Origin of the sequence: Rhizobium sp. PDO1-076 (genome assembly GCF_000247475.1) — a bacterium.
GTDB lineage: Bacteria > Pseudomonadota > Alphaproteobacteria > Rhizobiales > Rhizobiaceae > Allorhizobium.
In genome coordinates this window covers 1-15,320 of the sequence record NZ_AHZC01000012.1, presented here as the reverse complement: position 1 = coordinate 15,320, position 15,320 = coordinate 1, and the positions used below count along the sequence as shown (strand labels likewise).

The following is a 15,320-nucleotide window of genomic DNA, read 5'->3' as shown; positions in this document are numbered from 1 at the left end:
ATTGCCTGCCCTTGCAAAAGTGACAAGCTCACAGGTCAGCCATGCAAATTATGCATCATCCAAGTGCGATCAAAGTAAACAGGGCGTGTCGTCCTAGCCGCGAAATCGATCGTACGCCGTGAGGCGCTTCCTCGGCGGATCTGCATCTCCGTAGCGATAGATTTCGCTTCGGAGATAACGGAGTTCATCCTCAAGTGCTTCTTCGCCGATCTCCATCCACCACGACTTGGGACGCCCGTCGCTGCCATCAGACCAACGATAGCCCCGTGCCTTGAGATGGTCCTTCATATCGAAGGGACTGCCTTCGGCATAGATGCGGACACGTGCGCGCTGACTGGATTCATAGAGTTCAGCAAATGCGGGTAGCCGCCCCACCGTCTCGCGCGACAGCACTTCCAAAAGCGCGAAGCAGTCATCGACCGCCCGATGGCCATCATGGAAATATCCGGCCTGATTGATCAAATAGCCAAGCTTGGTGCCTTCAAAGCCGCGCGACGACCAGTCGACTTCAGAATTGGAGCAAGCCCAGGCCTTGGCTGCAAACATCGGCGAGAACGCCTCGCAGAAAGGACGGTCGAAGGCGGCGTTGTGGGCAATGACCAGATCGGCAGGGTCGATCAGCGCATGCAGAGCGGTGAGATCAATCGACTGTCCGGCCACCATCTCATCGGTGATGCCGGTCAGCCTGGTGATTTCGGCAGGTATGGCCACCGTTGGCTGGCGCAAGCCGCCATACACGCCTGTAACATCTCCAATACGTCCGCGGTGATCGTAGGTGAAAGCGATGACGCCGATCTCGATGATTTCGTCCTTGCGCGCATTGAGACCCGTCGTCTCCGTGTCGAGAATGATGCCTCGCAACGGATATTCCGGCCGCGCAACCGCCACGATCTGCCGCGGCTCAAGCCTCTTCAGCAGACGATATCGGCCGGTCTCGGACAGATGTCGAACCATGGCCTCCTCGCTCATGGCGATGGATGGAGGAGGCTTTCTCGGACTGGTCGGATGAACCGTGTCCGGAGCGGAGCGGTGACCGGCGTCTGCCTGCTGGGCGAACATATCAAACTGATTCGTCATGCCCTATTCTATGTGCTGAGGCCGTATCGATGTCATCCCTGCCCCGGAGCCGATCCACTGCCGTGTGGCAAAAGTCATGACAAAGATGCAGCACCCGGAAAGAGCCGCGCCCCAGCGCATATGCCGGCAATACCGGCGCAATGTCCCTGGACTATTGCGTAATCCTGTCCGCCCAGATTGAAACTTCCGTGCCCAGGATATCCATATGGTCGGCAAGCGAGAGGCCAGAAATATTTTTGCGAGGTTTCAGATCGTGATCGCCGTCCTCGAGCCAGAGCAACTCGATCGTGCCCGCTAAATCGTAGCTTTCCACCTCGTCACGCGTTCCAAACGGATCCCGCGTTCCCTGGACGATCAAAGTCGGCGCTTTCAGATTGGCAAGATGGGCGGTACGCAATTGCTGCGGCTTGCCGGTCGGGTGAAAGGGATATCCGAGACACAGCAGCCCTGAAATCCGTTTGGCGACGAAAAGCTCATCTGCAACCATGCTCGCCACGCGGCCGCCCATTGATTTTCCTCCGATAATCAGTGGCCCGCTTGCCTTGAGTTTATCCACTGCGTGGCAGTATTCCGCCATGAGCTTCTCAGCCAGCGGCGGCGGCCGGCGAGCAGCTGAAACCCGCCTCGCCGCCATGTAGTCAAATTCGAAACGGGCAACACGCAATCCAGCGAAAGCCAGCGCCTGAGCGAAGGCACTCATCGACGCCGTATCCATCGGCGCCCCTGCCCCATGGGCAAGCAGAATTGTAACTTTGGCGTCACTCGGCCCATCAAAGAGGAAATTGCTCATCCGTCACCCGACCTGTCCCGACGAAGCGCCGCACCGTGTCGCAGCGCCGGAATGAAGAACTGTATTGATCTGAAAGACCCCGGAAAAAATTGTACCTATGAGTACTTTAATTAGGAATTCGTTAAGGCTTGCGACTTAAAACGAGACTGTTCATCAATGAAGGTTACTCACATGGTCAGCGCAATTTCAAGTTCTGCAACCAGTATTCTGAGTTCAACATCCTCATCCAGCTCCGCGAGCGATCTCGCATCGCTTGAAGCCCAGCTTGCCGAAAAGCAGGCTGCTCTGTCTGAAACGGACGACGAGGAAGAAAAAGCCACGATTGAAAAGGCCATCGCGACATTGCAGTCCAAAATTGCAAAAATCAGCGTGACCGAAAATAGTGATACACAAACCACCACATCGACAAAAACCGAGGAGGAAGCTCCGCAGGAAATGTCTGGTGAAAGCGAACGGATCGGCACCAAGAATTTCGACGAAGCCAGCGCCTTCGGCGATCGCACCGCCTATGTGTGATTGCTCCAGCATCCTGGGACGGCCAAGGTGGCCGTTTAACATGGCTTGATGGCAGCAGGTGCACCTGCTGATTGTCACCGGACCATCGACGTTTGATCAGGCATCTCGTCCCGCGTTCCGGCATTTTCACAATGAAGCAACGAAGTTTGGGGCTCAAAAAACAAGCTCAAATCAAATTCAGAGCCTGAAAATTATCGGTACCATATAGTACCATCCTTATACTGGCTGGATGATTGTCAATCAGATGCTATGACAAGCGTATGAGCGACACTGAAACAACCGCCGTGCAACCCGCTGCAAAACGCAAGCGCGGCAGACCGCAAACGCATTCCGACACGGATCGGCGCTCGGACATTATCGACACGGCGCGCAAGACATTTGTCGAACTTGGGTTTTCCGGCACGACGACGGACATTGTCGCGGCACGATGCCGGATCTCCAAGCAGACGCTCTACCGTCTGTTTCCCTCAAAGTCGGACCTGTTTCTCGCCGTGGTTGCCGCTCATCGCCAAATGATGCTTGATCTCCCGCGCCCTGCCGAAGAAGACGCCCCCGTCGATACCGTCCTGCAGCAGATCTTCATGATAGACATCGACGAAGAGGCCGAGAACGAGCGACAGGCCTTCATCCATATCGTCATGCGCGAAGGCGGACAGTTTCCCGAAATTGCCGAAATACTGAGACGCGATGGCATTGACCGCTCACGGCAGATTCTTGCAGATTGGCTGTCAAACGAGGCCAAGCGGGGAAAGCTGGTGATCGAGGATCCGCTCGGCGGTGCCCGGATGCTGATGGACATGCTGTTTGGAGCAATGGGCCCGCGGCGGGAAGACTTCAACACCAGAGCGGACCGCCGGCGCCATCTTGAACGATGTATTGCCCTTTTTGTTCGCGGAACACGGCCGACCTGACGCGCAGCGACCGAAACCTGCGTTCATCCGGTTTCGAACACGCACCAGTCCCCGGCCAGCATTGGCCGAAAATTTCGCACGATCAAGGCGAATAGCCCCACCCACACTCGAATATGTCTGTCGATAGGGTGGAGAAGAGAGCTCCCTGCGCGCCGACGCAATGGCGCCGTGCGCCGGTCTCCTATAGAATAGCAGCTGGAGCACGCGCTCCGGGAGACGGAGCATGGAGCGCCATCTCGCAGCCATCCTGATTGCCGACGTCGTTGGCTACAGCCGTCTGAGCCAAGTCGACGAGGAAGGAACGCGTGTCCGCTTCCAAAGTGACATGCAGACCATTTTCGAGCCCGAGATCACCCGGCACAACGGCCGGCTCGTCAAAACCATGGGCGACGGACTGCTGGTGGAGTTCCACAGTGTAGTCGATGCAGCGCGTTGCGCGGTCGCTGTTCAGCAGCACAAGGCAAAACAGGAAGCGCTAACATCACCCGGACGTCGGCTCGATTTTCGCATCGGCATCAATCTCGGCGACATCATCGTCGAAGGCACTGACATCCATGGCGACAGCGTCAACATGGCGGCCCGGATCCAGACATTGGCCGAACCGGGGGGCATCGCTATTTCAGGATCGGCCTATGATCAGATCAAGTCCAGACTGTCGGTCGGCTTCACCTCGCTCGGCGAGCGAAAGGTCAAGAATATCGCCGAGCCCATTCGCATCTACCGCGTTGTGCTTGATCCGACGGCTGCAGGAAAGACCGCCGAGACCCGCAAGCAGCTCCGTCTTCGTCTTCGTCCCCATCTGGCGACAGCCGCATTTCTGATCGCGATCGGCATCGCGGGCCTATGGTGGCAACCTTGGACATACGTCCAGACGTCGCAGCTGAGCGATCGCTTTGCCTATCCCCTGCCGGACAAACCTTCGGTTGCCGTCCTGCCCTTCATCAATGTCAGCGGCGACAAGAACCATGACCACCTCGCCTACGGTCTGACGGACGATCTGATCACCGAACTGTCGCGCGTCTCCGGTCTGTTTGTCATCGCACGTCATTCGGTTTTTGCCCTTACGACAACATCGGGCAAGGTCCAGGATGTTGCAGCCGAACTGGGCGTCCAATATGTGCTGGAAGGCACTTTGCAGCAGGCCGGCGCGAGATTGCGGATCAACGCCAAGCTCATCGACGCAGTGACCGGCCTATCGCTTTGGGCTGAACGATATGATCGTGAATATGCCGATATCTTCGCTGTCCAGGATGACGTGATCAGCAAGATCATTTCGGCTCTATCGGTCAAGCTGAGTGAGGGAGAGCGTCATCGGCTCGCACGCATCCCGACAGAGAATCTCGAGGCCTATGATTACTATCTGAGGGCCGAACAGAAGGGAATCACCTATAGCGATGTCGAGACCTATCGCCAGACGCTCTCCTTCTACCAGAAAGCCATCGACCTGGACCCGAAATTCGCCGACGCGCATGCCGGCATCGCTCGGGTGGCTGTCGATGTCTGGCGCAACGACTACAACTATCTCTGGTCCGCGGCGGTTGCGCGAAAAATTGCCTATGACGCTGCGGGCCAGGCATTGAAACTAGACCCCGACAATGCGCGGGCCCTTGCAGTGCTTGCGCTTCTGCAACTGGTCGACGGTCGTAGCGCCGAGGCGACGGCATCCGCAACGCAGGCGGTGATCGCACAGCCAAGCGACGCCGAGGCATTCGGCAACCTGGCCCTGATTCTCGCGCACACGGAGCGGCATGAAGAGGCGATCGACGAAATGGAAAAGGCCTTGCGGCTGGACCCGTCGCCATCACCCAGCTTTCAATTACTGGCGGGCATCGTCTTCTATACGGCCCACGATCTGGACAGAGCGATCCCCCTGATGGAAGCGGCACGAGATGCCTTGCCGAATGCCGAACCTGCACATGAATATCTGGCTGCCGCATACATGGCCAATCATGACGAGCAACGTGGCGCTGAGGCAGCGGCCCGACTGCTCGAGCTATTTCCCGACACCAACCTGACCTATTACAGCTATCTCTATGACTATTGGCAAGATGAGGACCTTCAATATCACCTGGCGGGCCTTCGTGCGGCCGGCATTCCGGAATGGCCCTTTGGTTTTGAAGGACAGCCGTCAGACAGGCTTGGCGAGGCTGATATTCGCAAGCTGGTCACCGACAAGACCTGGATCGGCAAGCATAAGAACGGTACCGACTTCATTCAGCACTTCGACAAGGACGGAAACACCGCCTATCGCACAGCCAACACGAGCATTACCGGCATTGCCGAGATTCGCGATGGCCGACTGTGCGAAACCTTCGGTGGCTCGTTCCTTGACCGGATGGTCTGCGGATATATCTACCGCACCGAAGACCCAGACCTGTCACCCGCGAAGTATATTCATGTTACCCCGCAGGCACTGAAGTTCTTTTCACTCGCCCCTGCGGCCTGAACGAACGTGCTTGAGAAGATCAGTTCGAACCACCCATGCGCCAATCCGTCTGCAACTTTTCCGAAACAAGGGTGTGCTGAACGTCCGCCCAATGCTTCTGCGAATTGGCGAGCTTTGTCGGGTTCTTCTCAAAGCCATCGGCAGCGCCCGGATCATAGCTGATATAGAGCTTGCCCTCGATAATCCGCCAGGCTTTCGGGTCTATGTTGGTTGTCACTGTGCCCAGGGACACGCCGTCTGCACAATAACCACCGTATTGGGGTGCGTATCTGGCTGGATCCTTAATAAAAAGGTTCAGGTGCTCGGCGCTGGCAAAATGCCAGGTCGCGCCCAGCCAGTGATGGGAATAGGTCGCAGACCCTTCCACCGCCTGATTTTGAGTAAAATAGGCAACCGGGTCGTACCCCTTGATAGCGACATCGCCAAAGTAACCCGTGTTGACGACGTCTTCGGCAGCAATCGCCGGGGCAGCCAAGAGTAGAACCGCAGCAACCCCTGCAGCCAACGCGAGGCAGGCCGAGCGTGTTTTGCGTAACATGCCATCCTCCTTGTTCGCACCTCAGCTCAAGTCCTCAAGGAGCAAGGCGCTATTTCCGTTTGATACATTCGCCGTGGAGCCATTCACCGACAACGGCGGCATCCTGACATACTGCCCCAGCGTCCAGCAACAATTGGGCCACGTCCCAATGCTCGCGCCAGCCCGCCTGGCTCAGCGGTGTAATCCCGTTTCTTTCCTTGGCTTCAATGTCTGCCTTGTTTGCCAGCAGGAAAGCGACAACATCTCCATGGCCCTCTTCGGCCGCCGCATGGAGCGGCGACATCCGGTAGAAGTTGCGGTCATCGTTGATCGAGGCTCCTTTGGAAACAAGCAGCATCACCACATCAAGTTTGCCAGCGTAGGCAGCCGCATGCAGGGCAGTCAGACCACCCCTGTTGCGTGTTTCGATGTCGGCACCGCGCTCCAGCAGAAAAGCAGTCACATCGGCGTGCCCAGCAAGTGCAGCCAGAAGCAGTGGTGGTTCGCCTGCGCTGTCGGGCGTTGCCAGATCAATATCTTGGGTCAGTATGCCTTTTACAGCATCCAGATCACCGCTTTTGGCAGCGTCGTGCAATGGCCCAGCCGCAACCGTGGCAACCCACAACGTTGCAACTGGCACAAAAATGTAAAAAAGCCTCATCGCACCCTCCGATCTGTAATCGGCTCGATCAATGCAGACATGAATGACTATACTGCATAACGACCGCTTGGACAATGACGAGAGAAGACGGATGGAAACTTGGTCCCGACAACTGAATACTTCACAAGCGCCTTCGATACGCCAAAGCCGCCAGAAGCAGCGTCTGATCAAACATGGGGTGACTTCGAGACCCTTGTTGTAGGCGCTCTGGACGCGGCGTATAGATTGTCGTGGGCAGTGTATTCAGGCAGGATTTGATCGACGTGACTATGAAACTCTCCGATGCAAACGCTCCTGGCGAACGCCTGAAGATCGGCTTCGTCCTGTCCAAGTCCTTTACACTTTCGGCCTTTTCGCTGTTTGTCGACACGCTTCGGCTTGCAAGCGACGAATTTGACAGGTCTGGGCGGGTGCTCGCCGATTGGGAGGTTCTCGGCAGCACACGCCATCTGATCATGTCCAGTTGCGGCGTCAAAGTCGCGCCGACGTCCGACTTTGTCGATCCGAGCCAGTTTCACTATATCGTGGTCGTTGGTGGCCTGCTGAACAGCGAGACGCCCATTGACCATGAAACCGTGAGTTTCCTGAAAACGGCGGCGGCAAAAAACGTGCGGCTCATCGGCGTCTGCACCGGCTCGTTCATTCTGGCCGAGATCGGCCTGATGAAACAACATCAGACATGCGTAAGCTGGCTGCACTATCAGGCGTTTCGCGACCGGTTCCCCGACCATCAGGTTCGATCCGACCGAATATTCAATCTTGACCGCACGCGCGGCTCCTGTGCCGGCGGCAGCAGCGCGGCCGACATGGCCGCTTCGATTGTCCAGAGACATATTAGTCACGACGCAGCCCGCAACGCGCTTGAAGTCCTCCAGATCGAAAGAGCGCGAACGGCGCTGGAAATCCAGCCGCGCAGACCGCTCGAGATCGCCTCGGAAGATCCGCGCATTCGGGCCGTGCTGATCATGATGGACCGGCATATCGAGGGCACGATAACGATACCGGAACTGGCACGCTCGGTCGGCCTATCGAGACGGCAGCTCGAACGGCTATTCCTCAGCGAAACCAACAGTACACCGGCACTGGTCTATCGTAGGGTTCGGTTGGAGCGGGCCAAGCAGGTGCTTCTGCAGTCAAAAGCGCCACTGATCGAAATCGCGCTCGACACGGGCTTTGAAAACGCGTCGCACTTCTCGCGCGCCTTCAAGCAGACCTTCGGGCAGACCCCGACTCAGCTGCGTGCATCCATGACAGATTAGCCACTGCTCGGATCATATCCAATTTCCGCGCAGCATCGCCCTGCTCCATATTGCCCCTCAGCCGTCACCGCGCTGTGATCTGTTCGATCAGCCGCCTTGCCCCTTCATCTGCCTGTCGTATCAGATGGATTTCAACCTGGTACGCTGTTCGAGCTTTTCCGCCGCTTCTTTCCGCTCGCTGTAGCGATCCGTCAGATAACCCGATACGTCTCGCGTCAGGAGCGTGAACTTCATCAGTTCCTCGCAGACATCCACGACGCGGTCGTAATAGGACGATGGCTTCATCCGACCAGACTCGTCGAACTCCTGATAGGCTTTCGCCACCGACGACTGGTTCGGGATGGTGATCATCCGCATCCAACGGCCGAGAATGCGCATCTGGTTGAGTGCATTGAATGACTGCGACCCACCGGACACCTGCATCAGAGCCAGTGTTTTGCCCTGCGTCGGACGCACGGCACCTATGGAAAGCGGGATCCAGTCGATCTGCGCCTTCATGACACCCGTCATGGCACCATGGCGTTCCGGACTAACCCAGACCTGTCCCTCCGACCAGCCCGACAATTGCCGGAGCTCCTCGACCTTGGGATGTGCAACGGGCGCACCGTCTGGCAACGGCAGGCCATCCGCATCAAAGATGCGAACATCGGCACCGAGATGTTCCAGCAGGCGGCGAGCTTCATGCGCGAGAAGACGGCTGTAGGATAGCGGGCGTAGCGAGCCATAGAGGATGAGAATACGTGGCTTGTGCGTGGACAAACCCCGCCGCAGGGCGTCGCTTTCCGACAGGTGAAAAAGATCCATGGCGGCAGAAGGTAGATCAGACAACGCGCTTCCCCTTCTCGTCCAGCAATGGCGCACCGTCCTCCTTTGAAAAGGGTCCGGAGAATGCATCCTCGGGCAGGATATCCAGGATGATCTCGGAAGGGCGGCACAGCCTTGTGCCCAGCGGCGTCACCACGAAAGGGCGATTTATCAGGATTGGCTGATTGAGCATTGCGTCGATCAGTTGGTCGTCGGTGAGCGCCGGATCGTCCAGGCCGAGCTCCGCATAGGGCGTTCCTTTCTGACGGATCGCGTCGCGGACCCTCAGGCCTGCGTCGGCGATCAACTTTACCAGTTGCTCCCGCGATGGCGTGGCCTTCAGGTAGTCGATCACGATGGGCTCGAACCCGGCATGGTGGATCAGGGCCAGCGTATTACGCGAAGTGCCACATTCGGGATTGTGATAGATGGTCACGTCCATGATCAGATTTTCCTAGTTGCTGCAGCATTGCGGGACACGGCAGGCGCGCTTTCGTACCAGCCCTTGGAGCGGTTCACGATCCACACGACAGAAAGCATGACCGGAACCTCGATGAGAACGCCGACGACCGTTGCCAGCGCCGCACCGGAATTGAAACCGAACAGGCTGATGGCGGCCGCCACCGCGAGTTCGAAGAAATTGGATGCACCGATCAAGGCTGAAGGGCCAGCCACGCAATGCTCCTCGCCCGACCAGCGATTGAGCAAATAGGCCAGACCCGAGTTGAAATAGACCTGAATCAGGATCGGAACGGCGAGCAGCGCAATGATGCCCGGCTGTTCGATGATTTGCTCGCCCTGAAAACCGAAGAGCAGGACAAGTGTCGCCAGAAGGGCTACCAGCGACAGCGGCTGGATACGGGCCAAGAGAACATCCAGGCGAACGAGTGATCCGTCGGACAGCAAAGCCCTGCGAACCATCTGGGAAATGATCACCGGGATAACGATGTAGAGTACGACCGACAGGATCAGTGTGTCCCAGGGAACCGTAATGGCGGAAAGCCCCAGCAGCAGCGCCACGATCGGCGCGAACGCGACGATCATGATGGCATCATTCAGCGCCACCTGACTCAAGGTGAAATGTGGCTCTCCCTTGGTGAGGTTTGACCAGACGAAGACCATGGCGGTACAGGGGGCGGCAGCCAGTATGATAAGGCCAGCGATGTAGGAATCGATCTGTGTCTCGGGCAGATATGGCCTGAAGAGCCAGCCGATGAACAACCATCCGAGAAGTGCCATCGAAAAAGGCTTCACGGCCCAATTGATGAACAGCGTAACGCCGATACCACGCCAATATCGCCCGACATGGCCAAGCGCGGTAAAGTCGATCTTCAGCAGCATCGGGATGATCATCAGCCAGATCAGGACGGCGACGGGCAGATTGACCTTGGCAACTTCCAAGCCGCCTATGGTCTGAAAGACGCCAGGGACTGCGTGACCAAGTCCGATGCCGACGATGATGCAGAGAGCGACCCAGACGGTCAGGTAGCGTTCGAACGTGGACATCTCATGCAACCTTTCCATCGGACGAGGTCGAGCCATCCATACTGCCGATCTGCTTGAGCCTGGTCTCCAGCGCAAGCTTGTCAATCGATGCCAGCGGCAGGCTGAGGAATGCCATGATGCGGTTCTTCAGGAAGCGGGCAACCTGGGAGAAGGCGCGCTGCTTTTCAAAATCGGCGCCTTCGACCGCTGCAGGATCCTCGACGCCCCAGTGGGCCGTCATCGGATGGCCGATCCAGACCGGGCAGGCTTCACCTGCTGCATTGTCGCAGACGGTGAATATGAAATCGAACACGGGCGCATCAGGCCTGGCAAACTCATCCCAGCTCTTCGACCGGAAGCCTTCATGCGGATAGCCGAGCGCAGCCAGTGTCTGGAGCGCCAACGGATGAACTTCCCCCTTGGGGTGACTTCCAGCCGAGAAGGCCTTGAACTGGCCCTTGCCTTCCGTGGCAAGAATGGATTCGGCTAGGATGGAGCGTGCAGAATTGCCCGTGCAAAGGAACAGCACGTTGAAGACCTTGGTCATGGCTCTTTCTCTCGATGTTCAGGTTGTGGAGGGCGCGGCCTCTGGCAGAGGGCAGCACGGTGTCAGATCGGCGATCAGCGGCGCACAAAGAGTGGCATTGCCGCCGCAGCAGTCTTGCAAAAGATAGAGGATCAGGGCGCGAAACGTTTCCAGATCGGCGCGGTAGATGATCGACCGGCTTTGCCGCTCGCTCGTGATCAATCCGGAATTCGCCATGATCGAAAGATGCGCCGACATGGTGTTCTGCGGCACATTGGCCAGGCGCGCCAACTCGCCGGCAGCAACTCCGTTTGGCTCGCTGGCCACAAGCAAGCGAAAGGTCTGCAGCCGCGTCGGCTGAGCGAGCGCGGACAGCGCGTTGATCGTTTTGTTTTCATCCATATATCCAGAATATTGGATATTATGGCTTTGTCAATTGCGATTCTGCCTGAAGGAGCGAAAAGCAATTTGGACTCATTCGACACCTGGTCGTGGATGCGAAGGAGCGAAATTCGAAGGCTATTCGCCAGCGTCTCCGACTTTGTAAAAGCTGTTGTAGAGCGTATTGACGATCTCGCGCGCAGGATCGCTCTCAATCCGGTACCAGACCGTCTGGCCATCCCGACGAGCGGCAATGATCCGGTCGCGCCGGAGCAATGCCAGATGTTGGGACACTGTGGAATCGCGAATTCCGAGGAATTCCGCCAGTTGCCCCACGGAATGCTCGCCGTCCGCGAGACGGCACAATATCAGCAAACGGTAACGGTTAGACAGCGACTTGAGCAATTCGCTCGCAATCTCCGCCCCGGCTTTCATGGCTTCCGGATCAATCTTCATAGATACGAACATACTGACACGCCGCCTAAGTTCAAGTGGATCTGGACGAGGCGGGCTACATCAAACACCGGGGCAAGATCTTGTTATCACGGGGTTCCATTGTCGCTGAACTTAATTTCATTTCCCTATACAAACGTATAACCACATTATTGTCGGTATCGGCATTCTTTGAAGACCAAAGGATGGATCGCGGCGACACCCAATTCCTCAGGGTTCCGCGCAACCTGCGCTAGCCGACATCACGACCCCAGTCGCCTCAATCATCTTCAAAAGAGGCAACACATGAGCATTCGCTGGATCGACCCCAATTTCTACGTCACGGGCCAGATAAAGCCGGCAGCAATGCAGAACGTGGCCAGGCTCGACTAGAAGACCGTCATCTGCGTGCAGCCTGACAAGGGCCACATTGGGTAGGAAACACAGGGCAAAAATGCCGGCGGTGATGAAGCGCATCATGACGATCACACCGTTGGATGACTTTCGCACAGAAAGCCACACCGGATTTTACGCAGACTTTTCTGAACAGCATCGCGGCAGGACAAAAGCCGGCGATCGAAGACTGGATCAGATTGATGTCGACAAAGGCTTTGAGCCAGACGAAGCCGGAATGGACGAAACGGCTGAGAGCCAGAGAGACCAGAACCATGGTGCCGGCAAATGTGAGAACGGCACGATCGATGGACATAGAAAATCTCAATATTTATATTATTCGTATATACGTTTTTATGTATATATAATATCACCTATGTCAATGGCCAATCAGACCACTACAGTTGTCGGCGATGCCGGTAGATGAATGCGGACCACCTGCCAGAGTGAACAGCCAAAGTGCAGCCGCGACGACGGATCCCGACATGTCGTTGAAGGGATGTCAAAATCAGTCACGCCGGATGGATCAATGCAGGGCCACGCGCGTTACCGTCGTTACTCCATGTCGCTAATAACACATGCCTGCAGCGCAAAGGGAAATGTCGTGAAGCTGACGCGTAACGAAACAACGGTTCTGGTTGTTGAAGATGAAGCCCTGCTGCGCATGGATATCGTCATGTCGCTGGAGAGCCAGGGGTTTATCGTGCACGAGGCATCGAACGCCGATGATGCCATTGAAATCCTGGATACCCATGCGGACATTGCCGTGATGTTCACCGATATCGATATGCCGGGCAGCATGGATGGCCTGAAGCTTGCAATCGCAGTGCGCGACCGTTGGCCGCCGATCAAAATCATCGTGACCTCAGGTCACAGCAGCCTCAGCGACGACCTTTTGCCTGTCGAGGGCCGGTTTTTCAGCAAGCCGTATGATCATTCTCGCGTGGCATGCACGATTCTGGAAATGGTCGCCGCCGGTTGAGGTCAGGTGAAGTTTTCGGGCGGGGGGATGCAGTTTCGATCTTTCTCTTTTATAAACTCGTTGAACGCCGAAAATACAATCTCTCACCACTGCGAAACTGAAGATCATTCCAATTGTCGCCGTCCTTGATAACTACCGGATATCATGCAGCGGAGTTCTGATGGAGATCGGCTCTGCCAAGGAGTCAGAACACGGCTTGGCCAACACCTAGCCCTGGATCAATGACACTCCAAGATCCGTGAGAACCATCAATTCTTCGACCGTTTCGACGCCTTCACACAGCGGCGGCACCCCCAGCTCATCGAATATGTGCAAAGTATGCTTGACGGTCGTTCGTCTGACAGGATCGATATCGATCCCGCAACCCAATCCGCTATGGGGAGAGCCCCGCACAGCGCGCCGTGTTGCGGATGTGATTTTCCATCTCCAGACGGGCAGACTGGCCGTCATTTGCTCTCAGCGCTGCGATAATCTTGCGATGCTCCGCGATCGACTCGCGCATGCGTTCCGGATCCGTGATCGGGATAGGCTGGCGTTGTGTTTCGGTTACCTGGTCCCGCACCGTCTGGTAGAGCGCCTTCAACATCGCGTTGGAGCAAGCCGAAACGATCGTGCCATGAAAGTCGAGATCGGCTTCGACATTGGCGAGCAGGTCCTGTTTCGCCCAACACTCCTCCATGGTCTGCGTCGCTTTCTCCATCATCTCCAACTGCAATTGCGTCAACCTCCCGGCCGCAAGCCTTGCAATCTCGCCCTCCAACAAAATGCGGGTCTGAAAGACGTCGAAGACTGAGTAGCTACCGGAATAGCGCCATGGCGCCATGTGTCCGCCCAGGCTTCTTGCTCCCTCCGCGGCGGCAGTCACGAAGGTACCGCGACCGGCCTCGGTCTTCAGAAGCCCCAGCGTTTCCAGCGTCAGCAACGCCTCCCGTAGCGATGCCCGGCTAATGCCAAATTTCAAGGCAAACTCCCGCTGGGACGGAATTTTCTCGCCCGGCTTCAAGGTGCCCGCCTGGATCATCGTCTGGATCTCTCGCGCAACAGATTGCGGAACAAGCGTTTTGTTGAACATGCGACCCCTTCTCCGGCTCAGGCCTTGCGGCGCTGCCAATCTATTTTTTCACAGGCCGTCTTGCCAAGCCGAAAGCGGCATGCTTTTTTTGGTCCTACTGGTCTGACCAGTTAGACCAATGTAGATTGAGTTATGTTCAAATAACAAGGGGAACCCTCATGACACGCGTTTCAAACTTCAACCTCTCGTTTCTGTCCGGCCTATTGGCCGCACTTGGCGTAACGGGCGTTCAGGCCGCAGACCTTACAGTCGGCGCCAACATCGGCAATGTGCCTTGGGAATTCGAGGACGCCAGCGGCAAGGTCACTGGTTTCGAAGTCGATCTCGTTAACGAAATTGCCAAGCGCCTGGGAAAATCGGTCGAATTCGTCAACACGCCGTTCAACGGCCTGTTCCCAGCAGTCCAGTCAGGCCGTATCAACATGGCGGTATCGTCGATCACCATCACGGACAAGCGCCTCGAATCGGTGACTTTCGCCCAGCCATACTATGACAGCGACCAGTCGCTGACCGTCACCGCCGCCTCCGGCATCACGGGTCTCAAAGACATGGGCGACAAGGTCGTCGGCGTTGACACCGGGTCGACCGGCGACATGTGGGCTGAAGCCAACAAGGGCGAATACAAGCTCGGCGAAATCCGCCGCTTCGAAGGCCTGCAGCCCGCCATGCTTGATCTCGTCGCAGGTCGCGTGGATGGCTACATTTCCGATATCCCGGCCCTTCTCTACTACGTCAAGGACAAGCCGGAGCTGAAAGTCGTCGAACGCATCCCGACCGGCGAGAAGTACTCGATCATGTTCAACAAGGACGATCCGTTGGCGGCCGAGGTCAATGCCGTGATCACGACGCTCAAGGGCGAGGGATTCATCGCAAAACTGCACGAAACCTGGTTCGGCGCCAAGGCCGAGGACACGACCTCGACGGTCACGGTTCTCGACATGCCCAAGGGCAAATAAGGCTTGAATTGCATCTGGTGGGACGGAAAGACGTTCCACCGGGTTGCCAAAGGAGCCGATGAGGCATGACACTTATCAATACTTTCTTCAATCTGCAGGTGATGATCGACAG

General features: G+C 56.8%; 18 protein-coding genes. 6 read left to right on the top strand and 12 right to left on the bottom strand.

Annotated features, from left to right (window positions below; genetic code table 11):
- Positions 1–93 precede the first annotated feature (93 nt).
- The gene (locus PDO_RS01210) at positions 94–969 is read right to left on the bottom strand and encodes a 3'-5' exonuclease (protein WP_244426320.1); all 876 of its coding nucleotides are present in this window, start codon (positions 967–969) and stop codon (positions 94–96) included.
- Between the two features lie 259 nt (positions 970–1,228).
- Positions 1,229–1,867, bottom strand: a complete 639-nt coding sequence (locus PDO_RS01205; RefSeq protein ID WP_037072200.1) for an alpha/beta hydrolase family protein — start codon at positions 1,865–1,867, stop codon at positions 1,229–1,231.
- Between the two features lie 171 nt (positions 1,868–2,038).
- Here PDO_RS01205 and PDO_RS01200 point away from each other — a divergent pair, with 171 nt between their 5' ends.
- The 3 genes from PDO_RS01200 to PDO_RS01190 all read left to right on the top strand — a co-directional run bounded on the left by PDO_RS01200 (position 2,039) and on the right by PDO_RS01190 (position 5,740).
- Positions 2,039–2,383: a hypothetical protein gene (locus PDO_RS01200; RefSeq protein WP_007596775.1), complete on the top strand. Its 345-nt coding sequence runs from the start codon at positions 2,039–2,041 to the stop codon at positions 2,381–2,383.
- Positions 2,384–2,643: 260 nt separating this feature from the next.
- The gene (locus tag PDO_RS01195) at positions 2,644–3,294 is read left to right on the top strand and encodes a TetR/AcrR family transcriptional regulator (RefSeq protein WP_007596773.1); all 651 of its coding nucleotides are present in this window, start codon (positions 2,644–2,646) and stop codon (positions 3,292–3,294) included.
- Positions 3,295–3,517: 223 nt separating this feature from the next.
- Complete coding sequence (locus PDO_RS01190; protein ID WP_007596771.1) at positions 3,518–5,740, top strand: adenylate/guanylate cyclase domain-containing protein; 2,223 nt, start codon at positions 3,518–3,520, stop codon at positions 5,738–5,740.
- A 19-nt stretch (positions 5,741–5,759) separates the two neighbouring features.
- Here PDO_RS01190 and PDO_RS01185 read toward each other — a convergent pair whose 3' ends face one another.
- Both PDO_RS01185 and PDO_RS01180 read right to left on the bottom strand, forming a co-directional pair.
- Complete coding sequence (locus PDO_RS01185; protein WP_007596769.1) at positions 5,760–6,278, bottom strand: YHS domain-containing (seleno)protein; 519 nt, start codon at positions 6,276–6,278, stop codon at positions 5,760–5,762.
- 49 nt (positions 6,279–6,327) lie between these two features.
- Positions 6,328–6,918 carry an ankyrin repeat domain-containing protein gene (locus PDO_RS01180; protein ID WP_007596762.1) on the bottom strand — a complete coding sequence of 197 codons (591 nt, stop codon included), beginning with the start codon at positions 6,916–6,918 and terminating at the stop codon, positions 6,328–6,330.
- 269 nt (positions 6,919–7,187) lie between these two features.
- Here PDO_RS01180 and PDO_RS01175 point away from each other — a divergent pair, with 269 nt between their 5' ends.
- Positions 7,188–8,177, top strand: coding sequence for a GlxA family transcriptional regulator (locus PDO_RS01175; protein WP_037072196.1), 990 nt, complete (start codon positions 7,188–7,190; stop codon positions 8,175–8,177).
- A gap of 120 nt (positions 8,178–8,297) precedes the next feature.
- On the opposite strand, the gene arsH is transcribed toward PDO_RS01175, so the two are convergent.
- From arsH to PDO_RS29310, 7 genes are all read right to left on the bottom strand, one after another.
- A complete protein-coding gene (gene arsH, locus PDO_RS01170; RefSeq protein ID WP_007596760.1) occupies positions 8,298–8,981 on the bottom strand; it encodes an arsenical resistance protein ArsH in 684 nt (227 codons plus the stop codon).
- Positions 8,982–8,997: 16 nt separating this feature from the next.
- On the bottom strand, positions 8,998–9,429 hold the full coding sequence (arsC, locus tag PDO_RS01165; RefSeq protein ID WP_037072190.1) for an arsenate reductase (glutaredoxin): 432 nt from the start codon (positions 9,427–9,429) through the stop codon (positions 8,998–9,000).
- Positions 9,426–10,487 (bottom strand): ACR3 family arsenite efflux transporter, encoded by a 1,062-nt coding sequence (arsB, locus tag PDO_RS01160; RefSeq protein WP_007596757.1) that lies wholly within the window; start codon positions 10,485–10,487, stop codon positions 9,426–9,428. Before arsB ends, arsC begins: the two co-directional genes overlap by 4 nt.
- A gap of 1 nt (position 10,488) precedes the next feature.
- Entirely contained in the window at positions 10,489–11,013 is a 525-nt protein-coding gene (locus PDO_RS01155; protein ID WP_007596756.1) for an arsenate reductase ArsC, read from the bottom strand.
- An 18-nt stretch (positions 11,014–11,031) separates the two neighbouring features.
- A complete protein-coding gene (locus PDO_RS01150) occupies positions 11,032–11,394 on the bottom strand; it encodes an ArsR/SmtB family transcription factor (RefSeq protein ID WP_007596755.1) in 363 nt (120 codons plus the stop codon).
- 117 nt (positions 11,395–11,511) lie between these two features.
- Complete coding sequence (locus PDO_RS01145) at positions 11,512–11,829, bottom strand: ArsR/SmtB family transcription factor (RefSeq protein ID WP_141649780.1); 318 nt, start codon at positions 11,827–11,829, stop codon at positions 11,512–11,514.
- Positions 11,830–12,205: 376 nt separating this feature from the next.
- Positions 12,206–12,475 (bottom strand): hypothetical protein, encoded by a 270-nt coding sequence (locus PDO_RS29310; RefSeq protein ID WP_348225813.1) that lies wholly within the window; start codon positions 12,473–12,475, stop codon positions 12,206–12,208.
- A gap of 150 nt (positions 12,476–12,625) precedes the next feature.
- Here PDO_RS29310 and PDO_RS01130 point away from each other — a divergent pair, with 150 nt between their 5' ends.
- Positions 12,626–13,180 (top strand): response regulator, encoded by a 555-nt coding sequence (locus tag PDO_RS01130; RefSeq protein ID WP_348225812.1) that lies wholly within the window; start codon positions 12,626–12,628, stop codon positions 13,178–13,180.
- Positions 13,181–13,553: 373 nt separating this feature from the next.
- On the opposite strand, the gene PDO_RS01125 is transcribed toward PDO_RS01130, so the two are convergent.
- Positions 13,554–14,252 (bottom strand): FadR/GntR family transcriptional regulator, encoded by a 699-nt coding sequence (locus PDO_RS01125; RefSeq protein WP_007596751.1) that lies wholly within the window; start codon positions 14,250–14,252, stop codon positions 13,554–13,556.
- A gap of 158 nt (positions 14,253–14,410) precedes the next feature.
- Here PDO_RS01125 and PDO_RS01120 point away from each other — a divergent pair, with 158 nt between their 5' ends.
- On the top strand, positions 14,411–15,208 hold the full coding sequence (locus tag PDO_RS01120) for an ABC transporter substrate-binding protein (protein WP_007596750.1): 798 nt from the start codon (positions 14,411–14,413) through the stop codon (positions 15,206–15,208).
- The last annotated feature ends 112 nt before the right edge of the window (positions 15,209–15,320 follow it).